The 26,292-nt window shown below is 68.2% G+C and carries 27 protein-coding genes, 1 tRNA gene and 2 pseudogenes; 10 read left to right on the forward strand and 20 right to left on the reverse strand.

Annotated features, from left to right (window positions below):
• Positions 1 to 61: 61 nt before the first annotated feature.
• The 5 genes from IEX18_RS09915 to IEX18_RS09935 all read right to left on the reverse strand — a co-directional run bounded on the left by IEX18_RS09915 (position 62) and on the right by IEX18_RS09935 (position 5,562).
• A complete protein-coding gene (locus IEX18_RS09915; protein ID WP_188658575.1) occupies positions 62 to 2,416 on the reverse strand; it encodes a TonB-dependent receptor in 2,355 nt (784 codons plus the stop codon).
• A 350-nt stretch (positions 2,417 to 2,766) separates the two neighbouring features.
• Positions 2,767 to 3,936, reverse strand: a complete 1,170-nt coding sequence (locus IEX18_RS09920; RefSeq protein WP_229664487.1) for a DGQHR domain-containing protein — start codon at positions 3,934 to 3,936, stop codon at positions 2,767 to 2,769.
• The gene (locus IEX18_RS09925; protein ID WP_188658576.1) at positions 3,926 to 4,288 is read right to left on the reverse strand and encodes a hypothetical protein; all 363 of its coding nucleotides are present in this window, start codon (positions 4,286 to 4,288) and stop codon (positions 3,926 to 3,928) included. The genes IEX18_RS09920 and IEX18_RS09925 overlap by 11 nt, the downstream gene beginning before the upstream one ends.
• A gap of 187 nt (positions 4,289 to 4,475) precedes the next feature.
• Positions 4,476 to 5,294 (reverse strand): DNA adenine methylase, encoded by an 819-nt coding sequence (locus IEX18_RS09930; protein WP_229664488.1) that lies wholly within the window; start codon positions 5,292 to 5,294, stop codon positions 4,476 to 4,478.
• A 178-nt stretch (positions 5,295 to 5,472) separates the two neighbouring features.
• Positions 5,473 to 5,562: transfer RNA gene (locus IEX18_RS09935), tRNA-Ser, on the reverse strand.
• A 131-nt stretch (positions 5,563 to 5,693) separates the two neighbouring features.
• Between IEX18_RS09935 and IEX18_RS09940 the strand changes: the two genes are divergently transcribed.
• A complete protein-coding gene (locus IEX18_RS09940; protein WP_188658578.1) occupies positions 5,694 to 6,431 on the forward strand; it encodes a DUF1134 domain-containing protein in 738 nt (245 codons plus the stop codon).
• A 13-nt stretch (positions 6,432 to 6,444) separates the two neighbouring features.
• Here the strand turns inward: IEX18_RS09940 and pyrC are convergent, their stop codons facing one another.
• Positions 6,445 to 7,482, reverse strand: a complete 1,038-nt coding sequence (gene pyrC / locus IEX18_RS09945; protein WP_188658579.1) for a dihydroorotase — start codon at positions 7,480 to 7,482, stop codon at positions 6,445 to 6,447.
• Between the two features lie 66 nt (positions 7,483 to 7,548).
• Here pyrC and ygfZ point away from each other — a divergent pair, with 66 nt between their 5' ends.
• Positions 7,549 to 8,274 (forward strand): CAF17-like 4Fe-4S cluster assembly/insertion protein YgfZ, encoded by a 726-nt coding sequence (ygfZ, locus tag IEX18_RS09950; protein ID WP_229664489.1) that lies wholly within the window; start codon positions 7,549 to 7,551, stop codon positions 8,272 to 8,274.
• 275 nt (positions 8,275 to 8,549) lie between these two features.
• On the opposite strand, the gene IEX18_RS09955 is transcribed toward ygfZ, so the two are convergent.
• From IEX18_RS09955 to IEX18_RS10010, 12 genes are all read right to left on the reverse strand, one after another.
• The gene (locus IEX18_RS09955) at positions 8,550 to 9,677 is read right to left on the reverse strand and encodes an OmpA family protein (protein WP_188658580.1); all 1,128 of its coding nucleotides are present in this window, start codon (positions 9,675 to 9,677) and stop codon (positions 8,550 to 8,552) included.
• 109 nt (positions 9,678 to 9,786) lie between these two features.
• The gene (locus IEX18_RS09960) at positions 9,787 to 10,230 is read right to left on the reverse strand and encodes a DUF2793 domain-containing protein (protein WP_188658581.1); all 444 of its coding nucleotides are present in this window, start codon (positions 10,228 to 10,230) and stop codon (positions 9,787 to 9,789) included.
• 14 nt (positions 10,231 to 10,244) lie between these two features.
• Positions 10,245 to 12,344 carry a phage tail protein gene (locus IEX18_RS09965; RefSeq protein WP_188658582.1) on the reverse strand — a complete coding sequence of 700 codons (2,100 nt, stop codon included), beginning with the start codon at positions 12,342 to 12,344 and terminating at the stop codon, positions 10,245 to 10,247.
• The gene (locus IEX18_RS09970) at positions 12,345 to 12,671 is read right to left on the reverse strand and encodes a peptidoglycan endopeptidase (RefSeq protein ID WP_229664490.1); all 327 of its coding nucleotides are present in this window, start codon (positions 12,669 to 12,671) and stop codon (positions 12,345 to 12,347) included.
• Positions 12,672 to 12,709: 38 nt separating this feature from the next.
• Positions 12,710 to 13,516 (reverse strand): phage/gene transfer agent baseplate hub protein, encoded by an 807-nt coding sequence (locus IEX18_RS09975; RefSeq protein ID WP_188658583.1) that lies wholly within the window; start codon positions 13,514 to 13,516, stop codon positions 12,710 to 12,712.
• A complete protein-coding gene (locus IEX18_RS09980) occupies positions 13,513 to 15,783 on the reverse strand; it encodes a DUF2460 domain-containing protein (RefSeq protein ID WP_188658690.1) in 2,271 nt (756 codons plus the stop codon). Before IEX18_RS09980 ends, IEX18_RS09975 begins: the two co-directional genes overlap by 4 nt.
• A gap of 134 nt (positions 15,784 to 15,917) precedes the next feature.
• Positions 15,918 to 16,484, reverse strand: coding sequence for a tail tape measure protein (locus IEX18_RS09985; protein ID WP_188658584.1), 567 nt, complete (start codon positions 16,482 to 16,484; stop codon positions 15,918 to 15,920).
• Positions 16,477 to 16,671 (reverse strand): phage tail assembly chaperone, encoded by a 195-nt coding sequence (locus tag IEX18_RS09990; protein WP_188658585.1) that lies wholly within the window; start codon positions 16,669 to 16,671, stop codon positions 16,477 to 16,479. The genes IEX18_RS09985 and IEX18_RS09990 overlap by 8 nt, the downstream gene beginning before the upstream one ends.
• Positions 16,668 to 16,982, reverse strand: a complete 315-nt coding sequence (locus IEX18_RS09995) for a gene transfer agent family protein (protein WP_188658586.1) — start codon at positions 16,980 to 16,982, stop codon at positions 16,668 to 16,670. The genes IEX18_RS09990 and IEX18_RS09995 overlap by 4 nt, the downstream gene beginning before the upstream one ends.
• Positions 16,979 to 17,383, reverse strand: coding sequence for a phage major tail protein, TP901-1 family (locus IEX18_RS10000; protein ID WP_188658587.1), 405 nt, complete (start codon positions 17,381 to 17,383; stop codon positions 16,979 to 16,981). The genes IEX18_RS09995 and IEX18_RS10000 overlap by 4 nt, the downstream gene beginning before the upstream one ends.
• A 12-nt stretch (positions 17,384 to 17,395) precedes the next feature.
• On the reverse strand, positions 17,396 to 17,782 hold the full coding sequence (gene gp17 / locus IEX18_RS10005; RefSeq protein ID WP_188658588.1) for a tail completion protein gp17: 387 nt from the start codon (positions 17,780 to 17,782) through the stop codon (positions 17,396 to 17,398).
• Positions 17,779 to 18,081 carry a head-tail connector protein gene (locus IEX18_RS10010; RefSeq protein WP_188658589.1) on the reverse strand — a complete coding sequence of 101 codons (303 nt, stop codon included), beginning with the start codon at positions 18,079 to 18,081 and terminating at the stop codon, positions 17,779 to 17,781. Before IEX18_RS10010 ends, gp17 begins: the two co-directional genes overlap by 4 nt.
• Between IEX18_RS10010 and IEX18_RS10015 the strand changes: the two are divergent.
• Positions 18,017 to 18,388 (forward strand): annotated as a pseudogene (locus tag IEX18_RS10015) (phage major capsid protein); the annotation flags it as partial. The gene IEX18_RS10010 and the pseudogene IEX18_RS10015 overlap by 65 nt on opposite strands.
• A 326-nt stretch (positions 18,389 to 18,714) precedes the next feature.
• On the opposite strand, the pseudogene IEX18_RS10020 reads toward IEX18_RS10015, so the two are convergent.
• Positions 18,715 to 19,293: pseudogene (locus IEX18_RS10020) on the reverse strand (phage portal protein); the annotation flags it as partial.
• A 224-nt stretch (positions 19,294 to 19,517) separates the two neighbouring features.
• Positions 19,518 to 19,979: a hypothetical protein gene (locus IEX18_RS10025; RefSeq protein ID WP_188658591.1), complete on the reverse strand. Its 462-nt coding sequence runs from the start codon at positions 19,977 to 19,979 to the stop codon at positions 19,518 to 19,520.
• A 294-nt stretch (positions 19,980 to 20,273) separates the two neighbouring features.
• On the opposite strand from IEX18_RS10025, the gene IEX18_RS10030 reads away from it, so the two are divergent.
• From IEX18_RS10030 to IEX18_RS10060, 7 genes are all read left to right on the forward strand, one after another.
• Positions 20,274 to 21,956 carry a TnsB C-terminal domain-containing protein gene (locus IEX18_RS10030; RefSeq protein ID WP_188658592.1) on the forward strand — a complete coding sequence of 561 codons (1,683 nt, stop codon included), beginning with the start codon at positions 20,274 to 20,276 and terminating at the stop codon, positions 21,954 to 21,956.
• Positions 21,953 to 22,882, forward strand: coding sequence for a TniB family NTP-binding protein (locus IEX18_RS10035; protein WP_018251263.1), 930 nt, complete (start codon positions 21,953 to 21,955; stop codon positions 22,880 to 22,882). The genes IEX18_RS10030 and IEX18_RS10035 overlap by 4 nt, the downstream gene beginning before the upstream one ends.
• 3 nt (positions 22,883 to 22,885) lie before the next feature.
• Positions 22,886 to 24,094 (forward strand): TniQ family protein, encoded by a 1,209-nt coding sequence (locus IEX18_RS10040; protein ID WP_026189143.1) that lies wholly within the window; start codon positions 22,886 to 22,888, stop codon positions 24,092 to 24,094.
• A gap of 105 nt (positions 24,095 to 24,199) precedes the next feature.
• Positions 24,200 to 24,469: an HU family DNA-binding protein gene (locus tag IEX18_RS10045; RefSeq protein WP_018251265.1), complete on the forward strand. Its 270-nt coding sequence runs from the start codon at positions 24,200 to 24,202 to the stop codon at positions 24,467 to 24,469.
• A gap of 48 nt (positions 24,470 to 24,517) precedes the next feature.
• Complete coding sequence (locus tag IEX18_RS10050; protein ID WP_018251266.1) at positions 24,518 to 25,339, forward strand: trypsin-like peptidase domain-containing protein; 822 nt, start codon at positions 24,518 to 24,520, stop codon at positions 25,337 to 25,339.
• 59 nt (positions 25,340 to 25,398) lie between these two features.
• Complete coding sequence (locus IEX18_RS10055; RefSeq protein WP_156021424.1) at positions 25,399 to 25,569, forward strand: hypothetical protein; 171 nt, start codon at positions 25,399 to 25,401, stop codon at positions 25,567 to 25,569.
• Position 25,570: 1 nt separating this feature from the next.
• Positions 25,571 to 26,206 (forward strand): hypothetical protein, encoded by a 636-nt coding sequence (locus tag IEX18_RS10060; RefSeq protein WP_188658593.1) that lies wholly within the window; start codon positions 25,571 to 25,573, stop codon positions 26,204 to 26,206.
• The last annotated feature ends 86 nt before the right edge of the window (positions 26,207 to 26,292 follow it).

Here is a 26,292-nt window from a genome sequence, read left to right on the forward strand (position 1 = left end):
CGGAGCCCGGGCGTCGAACGGCTGGAGGCGGCGGACACCGGTGCCCCCTCCAGCCCGTCGCTCAGCGGAACGCGCCGCTCAACATGACACCGAACACGCGGGGATCATTGTAGATACCGGCCCGGTAGTTCGACGTGTCGATCACGCCGATCAGATTGGTGCGCTTGGTCAGGTTGCGCACGAAACCGGCGATCTCGTATTGGCCGAAGGCATAGCCGATCCGGCCACCCAGTTCGTAATTGCCGTCGGCACGATATTCCACCGAGCGGTACAGGACGAAATTGGTCTTGCCCTGCATGGTGAAGTCGCTGGAGATGAACAGCTTGCTGTCGTTGCCGAGCGGCAGGTCGTACCGCGCGTTGATGTTGAGGTTGTAGTCGGGCGCATTCGGAAAGGGATTGCCGTCGATATTGGCATAATAGTTGTTGCCGATCCGCACCGTCGGGTTGAGCACCGTCTGCGACACCACGCCGCCGGCCGCGCCGACCTGGGCGAAGACGTTGGGCGCATTGATCTCCGTATGGAGAAGGCTGAGGCCGGCGCTGATGCGGAAACTGTCGACCGGCCGGGCCTCGATCTCGAACTCGCTGCCGTAGCCCTTGCCCTTGCTGCCGTTGAACAGCACGCCGTTGCCGTTGCTGTCATTGCCGTTCAGCTGGATATTGTCGACCTCGTAGTAGAAGCCCGCGATGTTCACGTTGATCCGGCCATCGGCGAAGGCCGCCTTCATACCGCCTTCATAGCTGGTATTCTTCTCCGACCCGGCGGTCGAATAGGCCGAGGCGAAGACGGCCGACCGGCCCTGCACGGTGGGACCGCGGAAACCCCGGGCCTGGCGCGCATAGATGCTGACGTCGGGGGCCAGCTTGTAGAGCAGGCTGATATCCCAGCTGGGCTGGGTGTCGGCGAGCCGGCAAGAGGTCGCCGCACCGCAGGCGTAGGACGAGGTGGGGGCGGTCGCCGGGACGGTCAGCGCCGTGAAGTTCGGGTTGCGCAGCAGCCGCGTGTTGCGGACATCGTTGGTGATGCGCAGGCCGCCGGTCAGGGTCAGTGCGTCGGTCAGCGCATAGCTGGCCTGGCCGAACGCCGCCCAGCTGGTGTTGACGTTGCGCAGCAGGATGAAGTTGCGCGGGTTCGGCGCGGTGCCGAGGGCGTTGCTCGTCAGGAAGAAGGAGCGCTGGGCGAACTCCGTCCGGTCGCGCGCATCGAAATAGATGCCGCCGACCTGCCACTTGAAACGGCCGGTATCCGGGCTGGCCAGCCTCAATTCCTGCGTCCACTGGTCGAGCCCGCGCAGCCTGCCCTGCGACTGGCCGCACCCGGCCGCACAGATATTGGGCGCGACGCCGCCGAAGTTCGCCGCCGCACCGCCATCGGTATCGCCGCGGCTATAGCCGGCCGCATGTTCCCATGCGGTGATGGAGGTCAGCGTGGCGCCGCCGAAATCGTAATCGGCCTTCAGCGACAGGCCCTGGTTCTTGTACGCCTGCGGATTGTTGCGCGCTTCGTCATAGGCGACCACGCGGCGGTCGAAGGCGGCGGGAACGGCGTTGGTCCCCACCCTGATCGACCCGCGATAGAAGATCGATGCGGTCCCGTCATAGTCGCGGATATGCCCCGACAGGCGCAGGCTGGCCCGGTCGCTGGGCCGGGCGAGGATCTGGACGCGCACGTCCTTTTCGTCGAAGCCGCCCATCACGTTCCGGCCGGGCACGGTCCCGTCGTCGGACGGACCGGTATAGGTGTTGCTGATCCAGTCGTCGCGATGCTGGTACAGGCCCGACACGCGGAAGCTGACGCTGCCATCGCGCGTCAGCGGTCCGCCGATGCCGACATCGGCGTTGACGCTGTTGAAGGTGCCATAGCTCACCGAGCCGCGACCCTGCCAGGTCTCGGTCGGCTGGGCGCTGTCGAACTTGACGATACCGGCGGTGGTGTTGCGCCCGAACAGCGACCCTTGCGGCCCCTTCAGCACCTCGACCTGGGCGACGTCGAACGCCGGGTTCGACTTCAGGACGACATGCTCCTTCACGACATCGTCCTGGATGATCGAGACCGGCTGCGACGCGCCGAGGTAGAAGTCGATATTGCCGAGCCCGCGGATGTAGAAGCGCGGAAAGATGCGCCCGGTGGTCGACTCGACGTACAGGCCCGGCACCCGGCCGGAGAGCGACAGCAGCGTGTCGGCGCCCGCCGCCTGATAGTCGCGGAGCGCTTCCGGCCGGATGACCGATACGGCGATCGGAACATCGACGGCGTTCTCGGACCGCCGGTTCGCGGTCACGATGATCTCGTCTCCGGCCTCCGTGCTATCCGCGACCGGCGTCTCCGCTGCGGTCTGCGCCTGAGCGAACGGCACGGTCGCAGCAGTCGCTGCGCCGACCAGCAGCGTCGCTGCGAGTTTACGGTACGTCATAATGATGTCTGCCCCCTGACGGCCGGCTCGCGATCGATGCGCCGGCTCGCATGCACCGGGCCCTTGCTCCGGGTTTATGACCACATTGCGACAGCGGCGTTCGTTTAAGCCCCTGAACCAGCCTGTTCCGAGCCGCGGCCGATACCGCGGTTGAGACGGCTTTCGCGTCTCACCCGATCGTCTCGCACGGGTATACCCAAATCTGCGCAAGCCACGCGTGGCTTGCGCACACGAAAAGTCCGCGCCAGTAGTAGAAATTGGGCCACCCCCTAAGCTTAGATCGCTAATGGAAAGCCCCAATACGGAAATGCCGACTTACGCTCACAGCCGGGGCCACCAATCGAAACAAATCATGTATTTAGGCCGCACGTTTCCACAAGTGCCCTGAAAAGCGCTCCCTCTCCTGAAGTTCCAGGCGGGAATCGCTCGGTATTAAAGTCCTCATCAAGCAGGCTCGACCGGTCCAAAATCTTTTTCACGTCATCATATTTGATGTTATTCCCGGGACCATACCGATCGTTAAAGATCACACGCAACAGGCGCATCAATGCTCTAAATCCGTTTGTCTTATTGAGCACAAACCCCTGCCCAAACTCATCCCAAGCGACTGGCCATCGATCCTTTACCGCTCGAAAGTAAGCGTCGAGAGACTGCGCGATATCCAAGTCACGTCCTTGGACAAATGCGATCCTGAAAACGAAGCGTTTCGCCTCATCAGCGTCCGGTAGACCTAAATGACGTCCACGCAGAAGAATGTCACGGTCAAGCTTAGGTTCGCGGCTGAGTTGATCTATAATCCCCTGCACAAATTGGGCCTGCGAGATGGTTTCTCGGTACCGACCAGGGGTTGCTACACCCAGTCGCTTGATGCGCTTGTAAAAAGGGCTCTTTGGATCCTGGTCGAAAGCGACCGCAATTTCATGACCGAGCCTTTGCGGGCTACGAGTCTTGGCTAATGCATACAGATCGTATGCTAAGCTTTTACCGACTTTATTTTGCTCTAAATTGACCGTAGAAAATATACTTGCCTGTTCAGCGAGGTCTGCGCCAACGAAAAAAACTACGGGCGTTTGGAATGTCTCTCCCGCAAACTTCCCGAGACCGGCGATTCTATGTTGTCCGTCAAGGACTCGGGCAATGTATCGAATATTGCGGCTAGGTTGTTCATCGCCGTACTTATAGTTCCGGATGGTGAGTTTGCGCGCGTCCTCGTCATAGGCAGCATAGTCGGAATCCACTGCAAGGATGCACGCTGTCGGAAAGGTTGCGTCGGCGAAGTTCACATACTTTATTAGGTCATTGACCCTTTTTTTGTCCAAGGGCCTTTGTATACCTAGGTACTGCTCAACGTCTCTTTCCTCACTGACAAGGCGACGGACATCGAAATCTGTGATCCGCGTCAGTATGTCAGCATCAAGCGATGCCAAGTACAAGTCGCCAATAGGCTGACGACTCCGCAAGACGTCAATTTCTATTTCGACCTTACTGGGATCGGGCGGCAGGTCCAGATCAAGCGTCACGACGCGCCTCCCACTGCTCACGGAAACTTGCAGTCTGCTCAGTCGTCGCTGGTGTCATGCCGCTTGCCAGTGAATGCTTCAACGAAAAAACAACGTATGCAATGATTATCGAGAATATGAACAATATCACAGAGACTGTGTCAATCACGCCTATGTTCACCGGAAAGTTATTGAGCTGGCCTAGTCTTCTGATAATATAGGCTATAACAGCTACAAACATACAACCGCCAGCAGAAACCCAGAACACTCCGAGGGGAGTTGCGCTTTCTTTTAGTGCGTCGGGTATCGGCCCATCGAAGTTATGCCGTAGGCTGTACAAGACGGATCCACAAACGGACGCGGCATAGACCATCAGCTCGCCTCCGCTGATTACGGCCCAAACCCGAGATGGCATTTCATATATAGAGCGGGAGAAAAGAACGATAAGAGCAATCACAATTACCTGTAAAAACGCGAAGCCGATGTTCCACAGCAGCTCATGCCTAGCGCTACGCTTTCCAGCGGCGGTACACACTGAGAGGGTTTTTACTATGGGTAGACTACTCACAATTACTCGCCTCCAGCCTACGCTGAGCTACGTCGTTAGTCACCAATAGTTCCGTAGTCTGGCGTCTCCCCGCTACGGCTCCCGCTATTACACTTGCTCGACCGACAGCTACCATGTTTGCGAAGTCGCTGTACAGGCACCTGAGATCGTGGTGGTCGGCGTTAGTCATGACAACAGCCACGTCGCGCTTGTCTGCGCGTCGAAGAGCGCTAGCCAGCCGCCGCTGATCTTCCCAAGAAAACATAGTTTGATTGTATTTGACAAAGCCGTTCATGTTGTGAGCGACCGTGTACGGCGGATCACAAAATACGACGTCGCCCGCGTTGGCCTCGTCGATGCTCTCTTCGAAGTCCCTGGCGTCGAGTTCCACGCCCTTCAACAGCTGAGCCACTCCGTGAAAGTCGTCGTCAGGTAAGACAATCGCGGTCTTAGTTCCCCGCGGAACATTGAAACGGCCCCTCCTGTTCACACGGTAGAGACCGTTCCAGCAAGTACGGTTCAGATATAGAAATCTACCGGCCTTTTCAATCGGACCAGATGGGCTAGAATCACGTATGATATAATAATGTTCGTCTGGATGGTGCCGCGATAGCGCTTCAAGGTAATCGATCACCTCTTGAGGTCGATCCCGGATTGCTTGATAACAGGCGATGAGGTCTTCGTTCGCGTCGGATAATCGCGCATTCGAAGGTGTATTATGGAAGAAAACTGCACCTGAACCAAGGAAGGGCTCGAAATAGGTATTGCCTGGGACGGCGAACAGCATTTCCAGTTTGGGAGCCAGCCATCGCTTGCCGCCCGCCCACTTCAAAAACGGTTTCTGCCGTCTATCCCCCAACGCGAGCCCCCCTACGCTCGTTTCTTACCCAAACCGGCTACGCTGTCCACGGCAACTGAAACCAAATGCGATGACTATGTAGGCCGAAATTTTGGGCGACGCTGCGCATCCCCCATTAAACCATTCAAGGTACTGACGATTTTACCGAAATTGGCGGAGACGGAGGGATTCGAACCCTCGATACGGTTTCCCGTATGACGCTTTAGCAAAGCGTTGGTTTCAGCCGCTCACCCACGTCTCCGGATCGGCAGGCCGCAGCGTATAACCAGCGTGGCGGCGGCGATCAACCGTTCGGTTGCGTCCTTGTTCAGCGCCGGGCAAGGCTGCGGGCGGTCTAATCGCCCGGTTCGGGGCAGGAAGTGGGTTTCAGGCATGCGCGGCATCGGTTTGGGCTGGGTGATGGCGGCGGTGCTCACCGCCGCGCCGGTGGCGGCGCAGGTGCGCACGATCGATCCGGACCGGGCGATCGACGGCGATCTTGCGGGTCCGCCCCCCGCCTCGACCCCGCCCGCGCCACGCTACGACCCGCCACCTGCCGACCCGGCGCCGGCCCAGCCGGCTCCCGTCCAGCCAGCGCCGCCCGCGGCCGACGCCGCCACCCGCGCCGAGCGGACCACTGCGGCCGCCGACACCTATGAGCGCGACGACCTGCTCGCCGCGGGCGAGGGCGTGTTCGGCAAGGGCGCCGAGGGGCTCGCCGGCATCATCGAGAAGATCCTCAAGGATCAGGGGCGGCCCAATGCCTATATCGCCGGGCGCGAGGCGTCGGGTGCGCTGGTGGTCGGCGTGCGCTACGGTTCGGGGATCATGACGCACAAGGTGGAGGGGCAGCAGCCTGTCTACTGGACCGGTCCGTCGGTCGGCTTCGACATCGGCGGCGACGCCAACAAGGTCTTCGTCCTCGTCTACAACCTCTACGACACCGAGGAGCTGTTCCATCGCTTCCCGGGCGCCGAGGGGCGGCTCTACCTCGTCGGCGGGTTCGCCGCGACCTATCTGCGGCGCGGCAATGTTGTGCTGATCCCGATCCGGCTGGGCGTCGGCTGGCGGGCCGGGGTGAATGTCGGCTACATGAACTTCACCCACAAGAGCCGCTGGCTGCCCTTCTGACGCGCGCGGCCGATCAGCCGGCGAGCCGCCATGCCAGCGTCTCGCCGGCGAGGAACGGCACCACTGCGGTCGCCCCCTCTCCGGTCGTGGCGGGCACCGTCACCGGCACCCGCTCGAGGGTGATCGTGCCCGGGTTGAGCGGCAGTCCGTAGAAGCGGGCGCCGTGCTCGCTGGCAAAGCCCTCGAAGCGATCGATCGCGTCCTCCTCGTCGAACACGCGCAGATAGGTCTCCAGCGCGAAGGGCGCGTTGAAGATGCCCGCGCAGCCACAGGCCGATTCCTTGGCCCCCACGACATGCGGCGCGCTGTCCGTGCCCAGGAAGAAGCGCGGCGAGCCCGACACCGCCGCCCGGCGCACCGCGAGCCGGTGCGCCTCGCGCTTGGCGACGGGCAGGCAATAGGCGTGCGGCCTGAGGCCCCCGTCGAAGATCGCGTTGCGGTTGATGATCAGGTGCTGGGGCGTGATTGTCGCCGCGATCGGGTGCGCCGCCTCGGCGACGAAGACCGCCGCCTCCGCCGTCGTGATATGTTCGAGCACGATGCGCAGGGCGGGAAAGTCGCGGATCAGCGGCGTCAGCACGCGGTCGAGGAACACCGCCTCGCGATCGAAGATGTCGATGCTGCGGTCGGTCACCTCGCCATGGATCAGCAGCGGCATGCCGATCCGCTGCATCCGCTCCAGCACCGGCGCGATGGCGGCGATGTCGGTCACCCCGTGCGCGCTGTTGGTGGTGGCATGGGCGGGGTAGAGCTTGCAGGCGGTGAACACGCCCTCCTCATGGCCGGCGGCGATCGTATCGGGATCGGCCTGATCGGTGAGATAGCAGGTCATCAGCGGCTCAAAGCGCGCACCCTCGCCCAGCGCCGCCAGGATCCGCGCGCGATAGTCGCGTGCGGCGGCGACGCTCGTCACCGGCGGGGTCAGGTTTGGCATCACGATCGCCCGCGCGAACTGCCGGGCCGTATAGCCCGCCACCGCTTCCAGCATCGCGCCGTCGCGCAGGTGGACATGCCAGTCGTCGGGGCGGCGGATGGTGAGGCGCTGGGTCATGGCGGTGGCGCTTAAGCGAAATCGCGCGCCATTGCGATGGCCGGGGCGCGACCCTAGCTTCCGGGCATGACGATGCTGGCCCATCGCGCGCTGATCCGCCTCTCGGGCGAGGATGTGCGCGGCTTCCTCCAGGGATTGCTGACGAACGACGTCGCGGGCGCGGCGGCGCGCACCGGACCGGTCTGGGCCGGATTGCTGACCCCGCAGGGCAAGGCGTTGTTCGACCTGATCGTCTGGCCGGCGGGCGAGGACGTGCTGCTCGACGTCGAGGCCGGGCGCGCCGAGGCGCTGGCGAAGCGGCTCACCCTCTACCGGCTGCGCCGCGCGATCGCGCTCGCGCCGGCGGAGGGGCTTGCGGTCCACTGGTCGCCCGATCCGGTCGACGGCGCGACGCCCGATCCGCGCCTCGCCACGCTGGGCTGGCGCTGGCTCGCCCTCGGCGATGGCGCGGCGGTCGATGCCGCATGGCTGTCGCATCGCCTGCGGCTGGGCGTGACAGAGGGGGTGGCGGAGCTCGGCGATGGCGAGACCCTCTGGCTCGAGTGCAATGCCGGCGAGCTCGACGGCGTCAGCTACACCAAGGGCTGCTATGTCGGGCAGGAGAATACCGCGCGGATGCACCACCGCAGCAAGGTCAACCGCCGGCTGGTGGTGGTTCCGCTCGGCGAGCCGGGCGAGCGGACGCGCGCGGCCTATCCGGAGCTCGGCCTGATGATCGAACACCGCCGCGTCGAGGCGCTGGGCGATGCGCTGCGACCGGACTGGCTCGAGGACGCACTCGCGATAGACTGATTCGGGCAAGGTTGCGGTCGCCGCCGGTTGGTCGCGGTCGCCACCTACAACCCTTCCGTCATGCCGGACCCGCTCCGGCGACCACGGATCCGCCTATGTTCAGGCCGTTGCTCTCGCGGCACGGTAGCCCCCGGAACAGGTCCGGGGTGACATCCCCCTCGTGGAAGCGCTCAGGGCTCCGGACGAGGAGCGCTGATGGCTCCCCCCCCGACGCACAAAAAAGGAGGCCGGCTTTCGCCGACCTCCCTCTTTTTTCAGCGCCGAGGCGTGGGAGATTACTGACCCGAACCCGGGCCGTAGGTGATCTCCACGCGACGGTTCTGCACTTCGCGGACGCCGTCGGCAGTCTGCACGCGCAGGTTCGTCTCGCCGAACGCCTGGGTGGTGATGTTCGCATCCGGGATCGAACGCGAGGTCATATAGGCCTTCACCGCATCCGCGCGACGCTGCGACAGACCCTGGTTGTACTTCGCGGTACCCGAGGTGTCGGTGTAGCCGCCCAGCATGACCTGCGCATTGCCGCAGTTCTGGTACTGGGTGACGGCGTTGTCGAGGATCGACGCGGCCTCCGGCGTGATGTCCGACTTGTCCCACTCGAAGAACACGATGAACGGTCCCGGCGAGCAGACCACCGGCTCCGGAGCCGGGGGCGGCGGCGGGGGCGGCGGGGGAGGCGGCGGCGGCGGGGGCGGCGGCGGCGGCGGAGCGGCCGGCTCGCCGAAGTTGTAGATCAGGCCACCGAGGATGCTGTGCGAGCGATAGCGCCCGTCCAGCGTCTGGTTGGCGACGTTGACCAGCTTCACGTCTTCGGCGTTGAAGAAGCGATACTTGACGCTGACGTCGAGATTCTCGGTCAGCGGCGCGCGGATCCCCGCCAGCACCTGCCACGCGAAGCCCGTGTCGCTGTCGTCGAGGAACGACGCCGTGTTGTTCAGCTTGTAGTTCGCCTTGACGCGCGCCACGCCGACACCGCCGCCGACGAAGCCCTGGACGCCATCGTCCGGACCGAAGTCGAGCAGGCCGTTCAGCATGAAGCTGAGCGCCGACGAAGAGCCGCCGGCATAGTCGTACGAATTGGCAGCGACCGTGCCCGAACCGATGCCGGTCGGGGTGGCGGCGGTCGACGAGAAGCCGTCGACGGTCGCGCGGCGATAGCCGACCTCGGTCTCGACCCGGAACCCACCGAAGTCATAGCCCACGATGCCATCGACATCGTAGCCATAGTCATGGTCGGTGGTGGAGGTGCCGATCGACGTCCCGGCAGCGTTCTTGATGTTCCAGTCGATGTCCTCGACGATCATCGCGCCACCCTCGACGCCCACATACCACGCCTTGTCACGGGCGAGCGAGGGCGAGGCCAGAGCGGTGGAGGCAAGTGCCAGAACGACGGCAAGCTTCCGCATAATAGTCCCCTTTCCTGGTTGTCACTACGGACAGCGCAAACCCACTATAGAGGGGTTGGTTTCCAGGCAAGTCGACAAACTTGATCGGTGTTGCGCGGATGCAACGCTTTTATCCGGCCAGCAGGCCCTGGGCGCGGAGGGCGCCCGCCAGCCCCGCGATCGCCTGCCGCGCTTCGCCGTCACCGCCGCCGGTCGCCGCCGGGATCGTCACGGACGCCGGAGCCTTCCACGCACCGGACTGATAACGCAGTATAATCCTGTTCTGCACGTCCCATGCGACCATCGCTTCCTGCGGTGCGACGAACCGCCACCCGCCGCTCGTCCAGGCCGCGACCTGGTCGGTGCGGCCCGCCCAGGCGCCGCGCGGCGCCGGGCCGACGATCCAGCACTGGCCGGCGGCCGGGTCGCCCGGCGGCTCGTCGCGGGGTGCGCCCCCGACGGCCAGGCAGGTGACCGTGTCGAGGATCACCAGCGCCTCGTTGTGCGTCAACTCCTTCTGCGCCTGATCGGGTTCGATCAGCGGCAGCCCCAGCCGCGCCGTCCTGTTCGCCATGTTCGTCTCCCTCCCTACACATCCGCCGTCAGCGGCAGCGAATCGGCCCAGGTCCCGCGCTGGCGCAGGGCCACACGCGTCCCCGGCGCGACCGGCCCGGGCCAGGCGGGCGCCTCCGTCTCGACCGTCGTCGACGAACCGTCGGCCGCGGTCAGCGTCAGGCGGTAGCGTTCCGCCTCCTCGCCCAGCGGCGCGTCGCCGCCGTCGCGCCAGCCCCAGCCCGCCCGGCTCCGCCGCGTCCAGACGAGGCCCGCGCCGCTCCGGATCAGCGCCGCCGGCGCGGGCGGACGGACCGAGGCGCCGTCCAGCAGCACCCGCACCTCGACCGGCGCCGCGTCTCCGGCGCCCGCGGCCGCGACGCGAATCTCGCGCCCGAGCAGCGCCAGCGGCAGCGCGATCGTCCGCACGCTGTCGGCGGAGAGCAGCGCGAAGCCGTCGCCCGCCCGCGCCGGCACCGCCTCGGTTCCGCGCCGTCCGCGCAGCAGCCGCGTCAGCCGCCAGCGTCCCGCCCCCAGCATCTCGGCCCGGCCGAACTGGATCAGTTCGCCCGCCGCCATCGCCAGGTTCGCCCCGCGATCGAGCGCCGCATCGTCGGCATCCGCCAGCATCATGTCGCCCCGCGCCAGCCGCACCGTCAGCGATCCGGCCAGATCGAACAGGCAGGCGGTGGCGAAATCGGTCACCGCCTCGACCGAGCCGACCACGCCCGGCGCCCCGGTTTCCCCCGCGTCGGTCCAGCTCGCGCCGTCGTCGGCGCTCCACAGCAGCGTCGCGCGCCGCCAGCCTGCGCCGGTCCCGTTCGCCACCACCGTCAGCCGCGGCGTGCCGGCGAGATCGTCGTCGAGCGCCGGAATCTCCGCGGCACGCAGCACGGTGGTGCCGAGCGGCACGTCCGGCGCGGCCGCCACGCTGCCGCTCGACGCCCCTGCCGGCACCGCGACCGCCCCCGCCAGCGGCTCGAGCGTCAGCCGGGTGGCGAGGCCCTCGACGCTCGCCTCGGCGACCCGCCAGCGGCCTGGCTCCTCGCCGATCCGCACCACCCGCCCCGCCGCCACCGTCATGCCGGCGAAGCCCAGCGTCACCGTCCGCCGTACGCGCGCCGCCGCCGCCTGCGCCAGCAGCTGCGCGGCCAGGCTCCGTGCGGCGCCGGCCGACAGGGCGGCGGGCATCTCGATCCGCTCCTCGCCGGTTCCGGGCCCGATGCGGGCGGCGCGTTGCACGCCCGCCTGATAGTCGCGCGCCGGGTCGTAGTGGCTGACCGCGATCGCGCGCGGCACCGTCTCGATCGGGGCGGTCCGCCGGCTCCGCGCGGCGCCGCTCACGCCCTGGGTCGCGACGCCGTCATCGGTCACCACGCCCGGCGCGCCGGCATCGAGGCACAGGGCCAGGCCGCCGCCTGCCGGCGACCACCAGCCGCCGGCCGCCTGGGCCAGCACCTCCAGCACGCCGCGCACGCTGCCCGTCGCGGCGAAGCCGGCCAGCGCCATCCCCTCGCCGGCCGTCACCTCGGCCGCCACCGCCCGCGCGATCGCGCCCGCCGCGACAGCCGCATCGTCGGCGATCACCTCCACCGTCATCTGCGGAATCCGGTTGCCGAAATCGGCCAGCGGCAGATCTTCCCACACCAGATAGGCCATGCCGCGATAGGCGGGCGTCGTGCCTCGCGCGCTCGCGATCAGCGGGTCGACCGGCTGGTCCTCGCCGCCGGCATGAAGGCACAGGCCCGCCTTCACCTTCAGGTCGCCCGCCGCGCCGCGCACCAGCCGGCCGTCCGCCCAGATCCGCCCGATCCGCCGTATCGGCCGCCCCGACAGCAGCACCGCGAACGAGGCGGAATAGCCGTAGCGCGTCCCCTGCCCCTTGCCGCCGCCGCTCCGCGCCTCCTTCAGATCGGTCGACCAGATCACCGTCCCGGCGACCCGCATCGTCCCGAAGACCAGCGGGATCGCCGTACCGTAGGACGAGGTCTGCACCGCCAGTTCGGTCAGGCGCGGCCCGTCGCGCCGGCGGCCGAGCAGCCGGTGGTCCAGCCCGTTCCCGATCAGCCCGCCGATCGCACCGCCGACCGGCCCGCCCAGCGCGCTTCCCACCGCGGTCAGCACCAGCGTCGCCATCTATCGCTCCCTCCGCCATGTGCCGAGGATCGGCCAGGGCGGCGCGCCCGACCGCTCGACCACCCGTCCCAATCCCAGATCGGCATGGACCAGCCCGCCGCCCGTCCAGATCCCCAGATGCAGCTGGCCCGGCCCGGTCGACAGCAGCAGCACATCGCCCGCCGCGGCCGCCGCCACGCCGGTCAGTCGGGCATCCAGCCACGCCGCCGCCCCGCCATGCCCGCGCAGCGGATAGCCGGTCGGCACCGGGCGCAGGTCCAACGCCAGCGCCGCCAGCCCCACACAGTCGAGCCCCGCCCGGTCGCGGCCGTGCAGCCGGAACGGCACCCCGATCGCTCCCCGCGCCCGCGCGACGATCGCGGAACTCAGATCCAGCGGGTGATCAGGTCCATCCCCGGCAGATGCGGCTCGCCGCGGAAGTTCGCCGCATTGCCGAACCGCGCCGCGCAGGTCGCCAGCGTCCGGTCGCAGCCCTCGATCAGTTCGACCAGCGCGCCCGGCATCACCGGCGCGACCGGCGCCGCCTCGAGCGTCACCGTCGCGCCCGCGGACACCGCGATCGTCTGGCGCAGCCCGCCATTGCCGCCGTCCATCCATCGCACGCTCCCCCCGCCATAGGCGCCCGCTACCGGCTCTGCGCTGTCGAGCGTCAGCACCGCTCCCGCCGCCGCCGTCACCCGCGCGAACCGCCGCCGTCCCGCCATCGGCACCCGGCAGCGCCTGTCGCCCAGGCTCGCGCGGCAGCCGGGCGAGGTCTCCTCGCACACGCTCCGCCCCAGCAGCGCGCCCGGTCCCTGCAATTCGGCCGAGAATCGCCCGTCATGCATCTCGACCGTGCCGATCGTCCCCTCGCCCAGCGCCACCCGACCATCGCTCGCGCCGCTCCAGTCGATCGCGAACAGCTGCACCCGCGCGCCGTCGAAGCGCCCCGCCAGCAGGTCCGCGCCGGCGATCGCCGCCGCCGACACCGCCCCGGCGACCTCCATCGTATCCGCGTCCAGCCCCGTGCCGCGCGTCGCGGCGGAGGGGGTCATGCCCGGCACCGCGCGATGGACCAGCCCGTCGACCGTCAGGTCGTGATCGTGCGCGGTCAGCCCGATCGTCACCCCGTCGCGCCGTTCGATCCGCCAGCACAGCGCGATCGTGGTCGCCTCGCTCTCCAGCCAGGTCATGGAGCCGCCTCGCGCAGTTCGATCAGCGGCACCGACGCGGCGACCCCCGCCTGGAAGGTCGACCGGCTGACCGTCAGCCTGTCCTCGGCGAAGCGCACCGGCACGTCGAAGGCGAAGCTCGCCGTCACCGTCGTTCCGGCCGCGGGCGCGCGGTCCAGCGTCACCCACCCGCCCGGCGCGACCGCGAAGGCCGCCGCGACCCCGTCGACCGCGACGCTCACGCTGCCCGCCACCGGCCGCGTCACCCGCCGCACCGCCTCGCCATAGCGGCGGACCAGCGCGAAGCGCCGGGTCTGCCCGTCGCCGGTGCCCAGATGCTCGTCGATCCCCTGCCAGTCGAAGGGATCGCGCAGGCGAAACCCGCGCGCCGGCCCCATCCGTGCCCGGAAGAAGGCCAGCAGCGTCGCGATATCCGCCTCCGACCGCACGCCCGGCCCGACGTCATAGCGGCAGCGCGCCTCGGCCCAGCTCGCATTGCGCTGCTCCGCCCCGCTCGCCGCGGTGACGATCTGGGTCGAGAAGCCCGGCGCCACCTCCGCCTCGCGGCCCAGCGCCAGCGGAAAGGCCACGTCGTCGAACGCCTGCATCGCCTCCTCCTCGTCCGTATCGAAATGCACGAAGCCGTCGCGCATCACCTGGGGCAGCGCCCACAGGATCGTCGCCGCCACGCCCCGCCTCCGCGCATCCGCCGCCGCCCGGTCGATCGCGGCCCATTGCCCGGCATCCTCGGCGCGCAGCACGAAGCCGCTGAGATAATGCTGCCTGTCGGCCGGATAGCCGAGCCGCGCCGTCACCGCCGCCACGCCGGCCGCGGTCGCCGCCCGGTCGCCCGCGGCGGCCCAGTCATAATCCTCGACCTGCAGCACGTCGAAGGCGGGGCTCGCCCAGCCGACCGGCAGGTTCGCCCGCCGCGCCTCGGGCGCAAGCGGATCGAGGACCGTGGGCAAATAGGCCAGCAGATGCACGACACAGCCCGGGGCCGCCGCGCGCACCGCCGCCGTCAGCGCCGCGGTGGAGGCGGCCAAACACGCCCCCGCCCGGTCGAGCGTCGCCCGCTGGGCGTCGCTCTCGACCGCGCGGATGCTGGAAATCGGAACGGGCGCAAAGGCCTGCACCGCCGCGGCGTCATACAGGCATGGCGCCTGGCTGGCCGGATCGATCCACCACCACGGCTCGCCGATCTGGAAGCGCGGGGCCAGCCCTGCCGCCGTCCCGATCGCCAGCAGCGCCCGCGCCACCGCCGCCAGATAGGCCATCGCCTCGCCATTGGCGGGGCTCAGCAGGGTCGAGGGCGGCGACCAGCCGGTCAGCGCCGCCGCGCCGTCCGCCCGACGCTGCTTCCACGCCGCCGGGCAATGCGCATCGAACAGCTCGTAGGACAGCGACCAGATCAGGTCATAGCCCAGCATCTTCGCCCGCGCCGCAAAGTCCCGGTGCCACGCCGCGCAGGCGATGTTGAGCGCCCCGCCCGTCACCGTCGCGAGGCCGGCGGCATCGAGCCGGAAGTAATGGCTCATCCCGACATAATGGACGATCGGCCCGCGATAGCCGAGCTGCAGCGCGTTGCGCAGCAGCCGCGCCGGCGTCAGGTGATAGCTGTCGTCATAGCCGCCCGCGATCCCCAGCGGATGCGCGGGCACCACCACATCGCCCCGCTCGAGCACGCTGCCCGGCCCCTCGCACGCGATGCCGCTCATCTCCGCCCAGCCCTCGACCGGCGCCGGCAGCGCACCGCCGCCCGCATCGTGGCCGGGCGGCACCAGCGACACGAACATCCGGTCGACATCGCCCGCCCAGACCGGATCCGCCTCGGCCGGGTGCAGGAAGCCGCCCGCCAGATCGGCGAAGTCGAGTGCGATCAGCGCGTCCTCGGGACTGCCGCTCGCATAGTTCCAAAGCCGCACATACCAGGCGCGCGGCTGCCCGCCGGCGTCGCGCCCCTCGATCGTCAGCACCGGGCCGTTCACCGCGTCGAGCGGCACGATCCCGTGCGAGCGCCAGCGGAACCGCAGCCGGCAATCGCGATAGTCCCGCGCCGTCTCATAGGCGAGCAGGACATGGTCGAACCGGTCCGCCGACTCCCAGATCAGCCCCGCCAGATCGTCGCGCCGGTAGAAGACGCCATCCACCCGCAGCGCATCCGCTGCCGTCGTCGTGACCGCCGCCATCATCGGCCGCGGAAAATTGACCGTCCACAGCGTCGGATCGAACCGCGAGACGAACCCCGCCTCCTGCCCGCCCCGCGCCCGCGCCAGCCAGTGCGCCATAGCAACCTCCATCTAAGCCCCTCCCCTTCAGGGGAGGGGTTGGGGTGGGGCGTCTCCCCAAGAGTTCCGCCCGCGGACAGGCCCCCACCCCCGCCCCCTCCCCTGAAGGGGAGGGGGCTACAGTGCTCCGACTCCTACCCCTCCAACGCCGCCTTCACCGCCCGCGCCACCTGCCGCGCGGATCGCGCCATCGCCGCCGGCGCATCGCTCCCGCTGGCGTTGACCGTGATCGCCACCCGCACCTCGCGCGGACCCGCTGCGGCCACCGGCTCGATCCGCCCCGCCGCAGCCGGCACGAACAGCTCCGGCCCGCGCTCGCCGACCCAATAGGGCCGCCCGCCCGTCACCGGCCCACCCGTCGCCCGGCCCGGCGCGCCGACCACGCCCCCCAGCACCCCGCCGAGCCGTTCCAGCAGCCCGCCGATCCCGCCGCCGCCCGTCACCGCCTTGACGCCGGCATGGAGCGCGGCCGCCGCGATGGCGTCCATCGCCTTCAGCGCCGTCGCGCGCAGCTCCTCGAAGGCCAGCCGCCCGGTCCGCACCGCGGTCAGCAGCGACGCCTCGATCGCCCGGCCCGCCCGCTGCGCGCCGGGTACCAGCACCGACTCCAGATCGGCGCGCATCGCCGCCACGTCCTGTCCGAAGCCCGCCGTATCGGCGCGGACCTGTACCCTCATCCCGTCGATCGACCCGTCATCCATCGGGAAACGCCTCCTGCAACCGCGCCATCGTCGCGGTATCGGCGGGCGCGCCCGCCGCCTCTCCGCTCAGTGCCGCGACCACCGCCGCCAGCTCGGCCGGGGTCGCCCGCCAGAAGGCGTCGGGGCTCCACCCCAGCACCGCCCCGGCAAAGCCCGCCAGCCGCGCCGCCTGTTCGGCAAAGCTCATCGTCCGCCCAGGATCTGCGACAGCAGCGTGCGCAGCACCGGCGTCGCCTGCGCCAGTCCGCCCGCCACCACCGCCTCGCCCAGCGCCTCGCGCGTCGCCCAGTCGGGCCGGTCCTGGACGAGGTGCCAGAACAGCGCCGCCATCTCCGCCAGCGCCAGCCGCCCCTCCGCCGCCCGTTCGACGAGCGCGAACAGCGGCCCCAGCTCGCCCTCCGCCGCGACCAGCGCCGCGAAGCTCGGGCGCAGCACCAGAGTCTCGCCCTTGACCCGCAGCATCGCCTCGCCGCGCACCGGGTTCGCCGGCGCGCTCATGCCGCCACCACCTGGCCGCTGCTCTCCAGCGACAGGGTGTAGGTCCGCTCCCCGTTGAAATCGCCCGCGAAGTCGAGCCGCGTCACCAGGAACCGCCCGGTCAGCGTCTCGCCCCCCTCGAAGCTCAGCCGATAGTCCTCGATCGTTCCCGCCAGCGCATGGCCGCGGATCCGCCCCTCCGCCGCCGATCCGGTGAACACGCCCGCGCCCGACACGCTGACGCTGCGCACCCCCGCGCCCGACAGCAGCTGCCGCCACCCGCCCGAATCCTTGCTGGTGACGACCACCGCCTCGCCGTTGATCGACAGCTGCGTCGTGCGCAGCCCCGCCACCGTCGCGAATACTGGCACGGCCTGCCCGTCGCCGATCTTCAACAGAAAGGCGCTTCCCTTCTCGATCATGCTCGCATCTCCTCAGCTATCCTCGCGGTACAATCGCACCGCGAACTCGGCCGCACCGCTCCACCGCCCCGCCGGCCCCGCGGTCAGCCGGCTGCGCACCAGTTGCAGCCGCGCGATCCGCCAGCCCTGCCCCAGCACCGGCGCGGTGCGCGGCACCGCCTCCTCCACCGCCGCCAGCAGCCCGCGCAGCCGTCCCGGCCGCTCGCCCTCGTCGGACAGCGCCACGGTCAGCCGTCCCTCGCGCCCGCTGATCCCCGCCGCGCCCCAGTCGGCCAGCGCCGGCTCCTCCACCACCGCGCGCGGCACCGTGGCGCGCACCGGCGGCGCGTCGAACACCGCCAGCGGCAGCGGCTTCAGCCGCGCCATGACCGCCGCGACCAGCAGCTCGCGCGCGCTCATCGCCCGATCCCCAGCCGGCGAAACGGCCGCCACAATGCCGCCACCGCCGTCGGCAGCGCCGCATCGGCCTGGCGATTCTCCCACCAATGCACCGCCAGCAGCGTGACGCCATGCGCCAGCCCGGCGGGCAGCGCGTTCCACCGCGCCGCCAGCCCGGCGCGATAGGCGACCAGCGCCGTCACCCCCGCGGGCAGCCGCACCCGCCCCACGCCCTCGACGATATCGATCGCATAGGCCTCGAAGGCCCCGTACCGGCAGGGTGCGTGCTTCGTGATGAATGCGGGGACGCTGGCGCGCATCCGCAAGATCAAGACGAGCGACGGCAATTTCCTGTGGCAGGCGGGGCTGGCGGCGGGGCAGCCGGCGACGCTGCTGGGCTATCCGGCGATCGAGGCCGAGGACATGCCCGATATGGGCGCGGGCAGCCTGTCGGTCGCGTTCGGCAACTTCCGGCTGGGCTATCTGGTGGCCGAGCGGCGCGAGACGGCGATCCTGCGCGATCCCTATTCGAACAAGCCGTTCGTCAGCTTCTACGCCACCAAGCGGATCGGCGGCTGCGTGACCAATAGCGAGGCGATCAAGCTGCTGAAGTTCGCGGCGAACTGATCGACCGGTCCGGCCCGGCGGCGCCCGGGCCGGATTCCTTCGTACAGGCGGGAGAGAGCGGGATGACCGATGCGACGGCGGTCGCCGCGGCGGTGGCGGCGGCGAAGGCGATGCTGCGGCTGGAGGGGACGGCGGAGGATGCGGTGCTGGTGCGGCTGGTCCGCGCCGCGTTCGAGGCGGGGGAGGCGTTTTGCGGGCAGCGTTTCCTCGTGCGGACGGTCAGCGAGGCGGTGACGGGAACGGGCGGCTGGCAGTCGCTGGCGGAGCGGCCGGTGACGGCGATCGACGGCGTGACGGCGAGCGGCGGCGGGACGCTGTCGGTCGGCGAACCACCCGGCCAGCCCCTGCGCGATCCCGGTCAGCAGCTCCTCGGCCAGCGGCAGCACCGTCATCCGCCACAGGGCGCGGTTCGCCTCGCGATAATTGGCGTGGGTGGAATCGCCCGGCAGTCCCAGCAGCATCGGCGGCACGCCGAAGGCGAGCGCGATCTCCCGCGCCGCCGCCGCCTTGGTCCCGGCAAAGTCCAGCTCGGCCGGCGACAGGCTCAGCGCCTGCCATTTGAGGCCCCCTTCCAGCAGCATCGGCCGCCCGGCATTGCCCGCGCCGGAAAAGGCATCCAGCTCCGCCCTCAGCCGCTCATATTGCGTCGCCGACAGGGCCGATCCGTCGCCCGGATCATAGACCAGCGCCCCCGACGGCCGCGCCGCATTGTCGAGCAGCGCCTTGCCCCAACGCGCCGCCGCATTGTGCACGGCGACCGCCGCCGACGCCGCGCCCAGGCACCCCATGCCGTAATGATCGTCGAGCGGGTTGAAGCTGCGGACATGGATCACCTGCGGCCGCTCCGCATCGGCGGCCAGCCGCGTCACCCTCTCGCCGACGCGGTAGCGATAGGCCTGCACCCATTCCGACCCGGCGCGCGTCTTGCCGAAGCCGCGGCCCGCGCGGATCAGCCAGACCGACCAGTCCTCGTGTCCCGGCAGCTGCCCCGGATGCGCCCAGAGCGGCCAGCAGTCGTGCAGCGCCCGCACCGCGCCCTCGGGCAGGTCGCCCACCAGCCGCGCCCGCGCGGGTTCGGGCAGCGCCGCCACCCGCGCCAGCGCCGCGCGCGTCTCCGCCACCGCTTCCGTCATTCCTGCGCCTCCGCCCGCATCGCCGCGATCCGCCGCAGCAGTTCGGACTGGGCGCGCAGCAGCGGCACGCGCACCGGCTCGACCCCGCTGCCCGTCACCTGCGCGGCGGCCAGCGCGTCGCGGCGCTTCAGCAGGTTGAGCGACAGCGACACGTCGAGCTTGCGCCCGGCATCGTTCGTCCCCGCCGCCTGGGCGAACAGGTCGCTGTGGAGCAGCATATAGCTGTGATCCCAGGCCGCCGCCCAGCCGGCCGCGAAATCGATGTCCTGTGCCTGCCAGCTCATCACGGTCGACAGCGGCACCTCCACGCGCGCCGCCGCGGTGCGGACATTGCCGGTCTCGATCAGCAGCTCCAGAAAGCGCGCGCGCACCGCCTGCCCCGCGCCGCCGCCCGTCCGGCGAAGGCTCGCCGCCTTCGCCGCTCCCGCCGCGCCGGGCGCGCCAGCATCACCCTTCATGCCCGCCTCCCCCGCACGCAGAAAGGGCCGGACAACCACCCGGGCGGCTCCGCTCCGCCCGGGTCGCTCCGACCCGTTCACACCATCTCGATGTTCCTGTTTTGTACACAAACAGCGTGACGCTGTCAAGCACTTTCGGGCCGGTCGCTTGACGCGCCGTCTGTCGCAGTTCCTGAATAGGTGGACTGCGGCCTTGATTGCCGGTTCGCCCGGGCATTCTGCTCCCGAAACGCTGGACTCATGCCCTGAAAAGATAGACTTTGTCCGCAGTCCAAGCGGCAGGGTTGTGAACCGATGCGCGAGGCGGGAACGGACGGTGCGAGTGACGCAGCCTTTAGCGAGGCCCATCGCCGGGAACTCGTGATCCGGCCTCTTGCCGCCAAGGTCACGATCAATGCCCAGACCGCAGCGAACGCTGCAGCCACCTTGGGTCTTGGACGCTCCCGCCTGTTCGAACTAATCCGGGCGTACCGCGCTTCACCGGAGCTCGCCTCGCTTCTCCCGGGCAAGCGCGGTCGGGTACGGGGCGAGCGCCGGTTGCTGAGCGAACAGGAAGACCTGATCGGCCGAGCGCTTCGCGAGGTTTATCTCACCGCGGAGAAGCCGAGCGTAGCCAGCTTGCGACGTTGGCTGCGTCACGAGTGCCTGAAGGCCGGCGTCCCAATCCCGAGCGTCAAGGCGCTGCGCGCTCGCATCGCGGCGCTCCCGCCGAAGGACATCATCGCCGCGCGCGAGGGCGCCAAGGTGGCGGCCGACCGGTTTCGGCCGGTGCGCGGCCGCCTTGAGGCAGGCTACGCACTCGAACTCGTGCAGTCCGACCACACGCTCGTCGACGTAATCGCAGTCGACGACGTGTATCGTCGGCCGATCGGCCGGCCGTGGATCACGCTCATGATCGACATTGCGAGCAGGACGGTGCCGGGCTTCTACCTCACGATGCTGCACCCGTCGGCGGTGTCGGTCGGGATGGCCATGCGCCACGCCGTGCTGCCGAAGGACCCCTGGCTCGCCGAACGCGGCATGTCTGCGCCCTGGGGCAATCAGGGCTTGATGGACCGTCTTCACCTCGACAATGCGCGGGAGCATCATTCGAAGGCATTGAAGCGCGGCTGCCGTGCCTACTCGATCGCGCTCGAGTACCGGCCTCGCAAGCGTCCCCATTATGGTGCGCACATCGAGCGGCTGATCGGGACGATGATGGGCGCCGTCCACCTGCTGCCCGGCACCACTTTTTCCAACGTCGCCGAGCGCGGCGACTACCAGGCCGAAGGCAAGGCGTGCATGACGCTGGCGGAGATCGAGGCCTGGCTCGCGGCGGAGATCATCGGGCCGTACCACGCCGATATTCACCGCGGGCTCGGCATCCCGCCTGCGACAGCTTGGGACGAAGCGGTCGAGCGACGGACGGAACTCATGCGGCTGCCCGCTGATCCGGCCACGTTCCTGTTCGACTTTCTGCCCTGCGAGGTGCGAGCGGTCACGCGCGAAGGGATCGAGCTGTTCAACACCCACTACTGGGATGATGCCCTGTCCTGTCATTATACTCGACTCGGCGGCAAGCTGCCCGTCCGGTGGGACCCGCGCGACCTGTCGCGGATCTGGCTCGAGCTGCCGGATGGTGATCATCTTGAGGTGCCGTACCGCGACCTTCGCCGGCCAGCGATCACCCGATGGGAGCAGCTGGAGGCGCAGCGTACCCTGCGCGAGCGGGGTCGCGGGGCCGTCAACGAGCAGCTCATCTTTGATGCCGTTGAGACGCAGCGCTTCATCGTCGCCGAGGCTGCCCGCAAGACCAAGGCGGCCCGGCTGGCCATGCAGCGCACCGCGACGGCGCTCGCGGACGCTCAACGCGTCCGCGCGGCCAAGCACTCTGATCTGCCCAAGCGTGCCGAGCCGGCGCCTGTGTCTGGCCAACTACCGCCACCCGCGCCTTCAGCGGGCGACCTCCCGTTCCTGGTCGACGAGAAGAGAGGATGACCAGATTCGCGCATCTGGCGGAAGGCTACCGCGACCAGGCGCTCTGGCCTGACGATGAGCGTATCGCATGGATACGCAAGGATCGCTGGGTCGGTTTTCCGAAGGCGGAGAAGGTCCGGTTGATGCTGGGCGAGCTGCTGGCGCACCCGCCTCGCACCCGCATGCCCTGCCTTCTCGTTTTCGGGCAAACAGGGATGGGCAAATCGCATATCGTCGAGCGGTTTGCGGACGAGAACCCGCGCACCTTCGATGACAGAACGGGGCTGGCGACCATTCCGGTCGTCGCCGTGCAGCTGCCGCCGGAGCCGACCGAGGGCGAGTTCTACGACGAAGTCCTAGCCGCGCTGGGTGCTGGCTTCGCCGGTGGCTCCGACATCGGACGCGCCCGGCAGCTTACGCGCCGATTGATGGGTCAGGTCGGCGCGCGCATGCTGCTGCTTGACGAGATCAACCACATGCTGGCCTGCACACCGCGACAGCAACGCATCTTCCTGAACACTATCCGCTACTTCGCCAACGATCTGCGCATTCCATTGGTCTGCACGGGCAACCACGAGGCGAGGGCGGCGCTCTTGACGGACGCCGCGCTTGCCGATCGCTTCGATGCGATCGAGCTCGTGCGTTGGCGAGACGACGAAGCCTTTCGGCTGCTCTTGGTGACGCTGGCCGCCATCCTGCCGCTCCGAAACCCGTCGCCGCTCGCCGAAGACTTGTTCAGGGCCAGGCTGCTGGAGCTGACCGATGGAAATACCGGCCGTATCTTCCGGCTTGTCGAGAACCTCGCCGTTCGGGCGATCCGGCGGAGCGCGGAGACGATCGGACCCGAAGACCTGGACGCCGATGACCTTGTGCTGCCGAGCGTCACCATGAAGGAGATCGCGAAACGCCAAGGGCGGCCAGTGTCGGGCGCGGCGGGCACTGCATGAGCGATGGTCGTCGACGCATCCCCGCTGCCGGTCGCCCCGCGTGCGCATCCCGACGAACTGATCTCGTCCTGGCTGGGCAGAACTGCGGCGGTCTACGACATGGACGTGGACCGGTTGCGTGCCAGCCTGCTGCGGAACGGCGACGTCGCTCCTAACGGTGTGGACGTTGGACTTGATCCCGACGAGCGGGATCGGATCGCCGAGGCGTTCGGACTGGCCCCGGGATGCGTCGCTGCGCTTGACCTCGGGCAGGCTTGGCCGAACCTTGCCGTGGACTGGCTACGCTGCATCAACCGGGCGAGAGACGCCCCGGGTCCTTTGCTTCTTTGCTGGTGTCCTACCTGTCTTGAAGAAGGTCGCAGAGCGGGGGGCGCTTACCTTGATCGTGAGGCAGCTCTTCCGCTGGTCCTCTGTCATCGTCACTTGCGATGGCGATACGAAAGCTGCCGCAACTGCGTGCCCACTCGCCAGCCGACCTTTGTGCACATCAACGGCGCGACCGAACTGATCTGCCCCGACTGTCGCAAGCTCCTTCAGACCGTTGTCCATCGTGTTCCCGCCAGCGAGTGGCCGAGTGACGATCGGCGCGGCGCCCGACAGTTCGAGATGCTGCTGGCATTTGAGAAATGCTTGCGAGCCGCCTGGCTCGGCCATTCGTCGCACTGGTTCGGGGTAGGCGAGGTCCAACCGTCCGAGTTCCTGGCGCTGCTCGACGATCTGACAAAGGCGCTGCTCGCGCGCAATCTGGACCAAACCAGCCTGATCAACCGCTTCCAATGCGAGTTCATCGGCGCTGTTCCGCACCACCGGCCTCGCAGTTGGGCGGACGCTTCCTTCCCCAAGCTTTCACCGAGAATGAGGGCCAAGGTACTGTGCGCGGTGATCGCAATTATCTCACGCGAGGAGATTAGCGTGCTGTTCTCCCTTTGGTACTGGACCAGGTCGTCGGGTTCCGAGGTCAAGGCCCAGAAGCTTGAGTGGTTGTTCGAGAACGCCACGACACGCGTGCAGGCCATGCTGATTCGAGGCAGCGAGCGGTGGCCGGCGGCCCTGCGGGAACGCATGCGCGTTCTGCATGGAGCGTCGGGTATCGACGTCGATAATGTGCTTGCACGCTTCGAGGCTATCCGGGCGGAGCTCGGCTTCACCAGCCTGGTCAGGCGCCCCGGGGATCCAGGTTGGCGCGGCAGTCTGGCGGACCTTCCTGCCTGAGGGCTCACGGCTGAAGCGGGACGGCGATCCCGTTCAGCGACGGTTTGCCGCGGATGGCTTCGCCGCTATGACATCGGCTCGGCAAACAGGGGGGAAGCGGACAGCATGAACACCAAGGATCTCGCCAAGCAGGTCGCCGACCACCTCGGCACGACGGAGAAGCAGACGCGCGACCTGCTCGACGCGGTGCTGAACGCGATCAGCCAGGCCGCCGCGGCGGGTGACGAGATCAACCTGCCGGGCTTCGGCAAGTTCAAGGTGAAGAGCATGAGCGAGCGCAGCGGCCGCAACCCTGCGACCGGCGAGCCGATCACAATCGCCGCGTCGAAGAAGCTCACGTTCGCGCCGGCCAAAGCCCTCAAGGATCGGCTCTGAGCGTTAGTGGCCGCGCGTAACCGAAGGCCGGCTCCGAAACCGGCCAATTTGAAGGAGGCGCTCGAGCGCGTGCCTTGGGCGTCGCGCGGGCGGGAGACGCCGATCTCCCGCCTCGCACGATCGATCGTACCCGTCGGCAACAAGGCGGGCGTGCCGAAGGGCGACCTCGCGCTCCATATCGCGATCCAGGATCCCGCCCATGAGGACTGGGTCATGGACATTCAGGGTACCGCCTTTCAGGTTGGGCGCGGCAAGCTCTACACCTGCTGGCACGTCGTGGAAGCGCTCCGCTTGAAGGAGCATGAAGCGTACCTCTGGGCGAACAGCCGGCTGAACGGCGTAGAGGCGCAACGGCCGTACCCGTTCGCGGCCGTCATGCGCTACTATGACCAACGGTTCGAGAACGGCGGACCGGGGATCGACGCCGGCATCCTGATCTGTCCTGCGACCGAGAGCGAGGAGGCGCCCTACGACGTGCCGCCGGTGGCCTGGGGAGACTCGACCAAGGTTGGAATCGGCGACCGGGTGCTGATCGGCGGCTTCCCGCTCGGCAAGGCGATGTTTTTCTCCAACGCGACCAACCGCGGGCTGGTCCAGCCGTCCTTTTTCGAAGGGATCATCAGCGCGGTGATCCCGGCCATACAGCGCGGTGAGACGCGACTGTTCCAGATCAGCTCGGTGGCGCTCGGCGGCATCAGCGGCGGCGTGGTGTGTGACGCGAAGACGGGTGCTGTGCTCGGCATGGTGACGAGCGGGCTCACCGTGGGCGAGATCAGCCTGCCGATCACCTACGCAATTCCCAGCGAGGTGCTCCGGCCCTTTGCCGATGCAATCAGCTTCGACGTCGGCGACGGGGAACGATGGCGCTAGTCGGACCGGTGCCATGGACGCCGCTTGCGCGGCGGGAATGGGAGGCGCATATCACTGTCATGGCGACCCGGTCCGATACGATCACCACTAAGAGCAGCAAGCCGGGCGTGCTCGGGCGCAGCGCAGCGACGGGCCGTTACGTTCTGGCGCCTGTGGCGACCAAGAAGGCGACCGTCTCCGACCAGCGTATCGCCGCGGCAGTGAAGAGCGTTCTGGCCAAGAAGAAGTAGCTTGCCGGCTGTCCAGACGTCGACGGACGACGTCTTCATTAATTGCCCGTTCGACGATGCCTTCGCGCCGACGTTCCGGGCACTGATCTTTGCGATCCTCGTCTGCGGCTTTCGCCCGCGCTCGGCGCGCGAGCTGGATGACGGTGGCCAAACCCGGATCGACAAGATCTTCGCGCTGATCGAGCAGTGCCGCTACGGCATCCATGACCTGTCACGCACCGAGCTGGACGCGGTCAACAACCTGCCGCGCTTCAACATGCCGTTGGAACTCGGGCTGTTCCTTGGCGCCAAGCGCTACGGCGGCAAACATCAGAAGGCCAAGCGTGTCCTGATCCTCGACGTGGAGCAGTTCCGCTACCAGCGTTTCATCTCAGATCTGGCCGGTATGGACATCCATGAGCATGGCGGCGACCCGGGTCGTGCGCTCCGCGAGGCGCGTGATTGGCTCGCCAACGTGTCACGCCGCGAGCTGCCCAGCGCCGACCGCGTGCAGCGCGTCTATGAGGCGTTTCTAGCCGACTTGCCCGATCTGGCGGCCGAGCTAGAGTTCGATCCGAATCGGATCCCGTATGTCGACTTCGAGCGGATCGTCGGCCGCTGGCTGATCGAAGCGCCGGCCGCGATCGGGGCGGCGTAAGACACATCAAAAGCCGTTACGCTCTGTTGCTGCCAGTTAGAAAAGACACATTCTCCGCTAGATAGAAACGACACTCGCTCGTGGCA

The organism is Sphingomonas metalli (assembly GCF_014641735.1).
In the GTDB taxonomy this organism is placed as follows: domain Bacteria; phylum Pseudomonadota; class Alphaproteobacteria; order Sphingomonadales; family Sphingomonadaceae; genus Sphingomonas; species Sphingomonas metalli.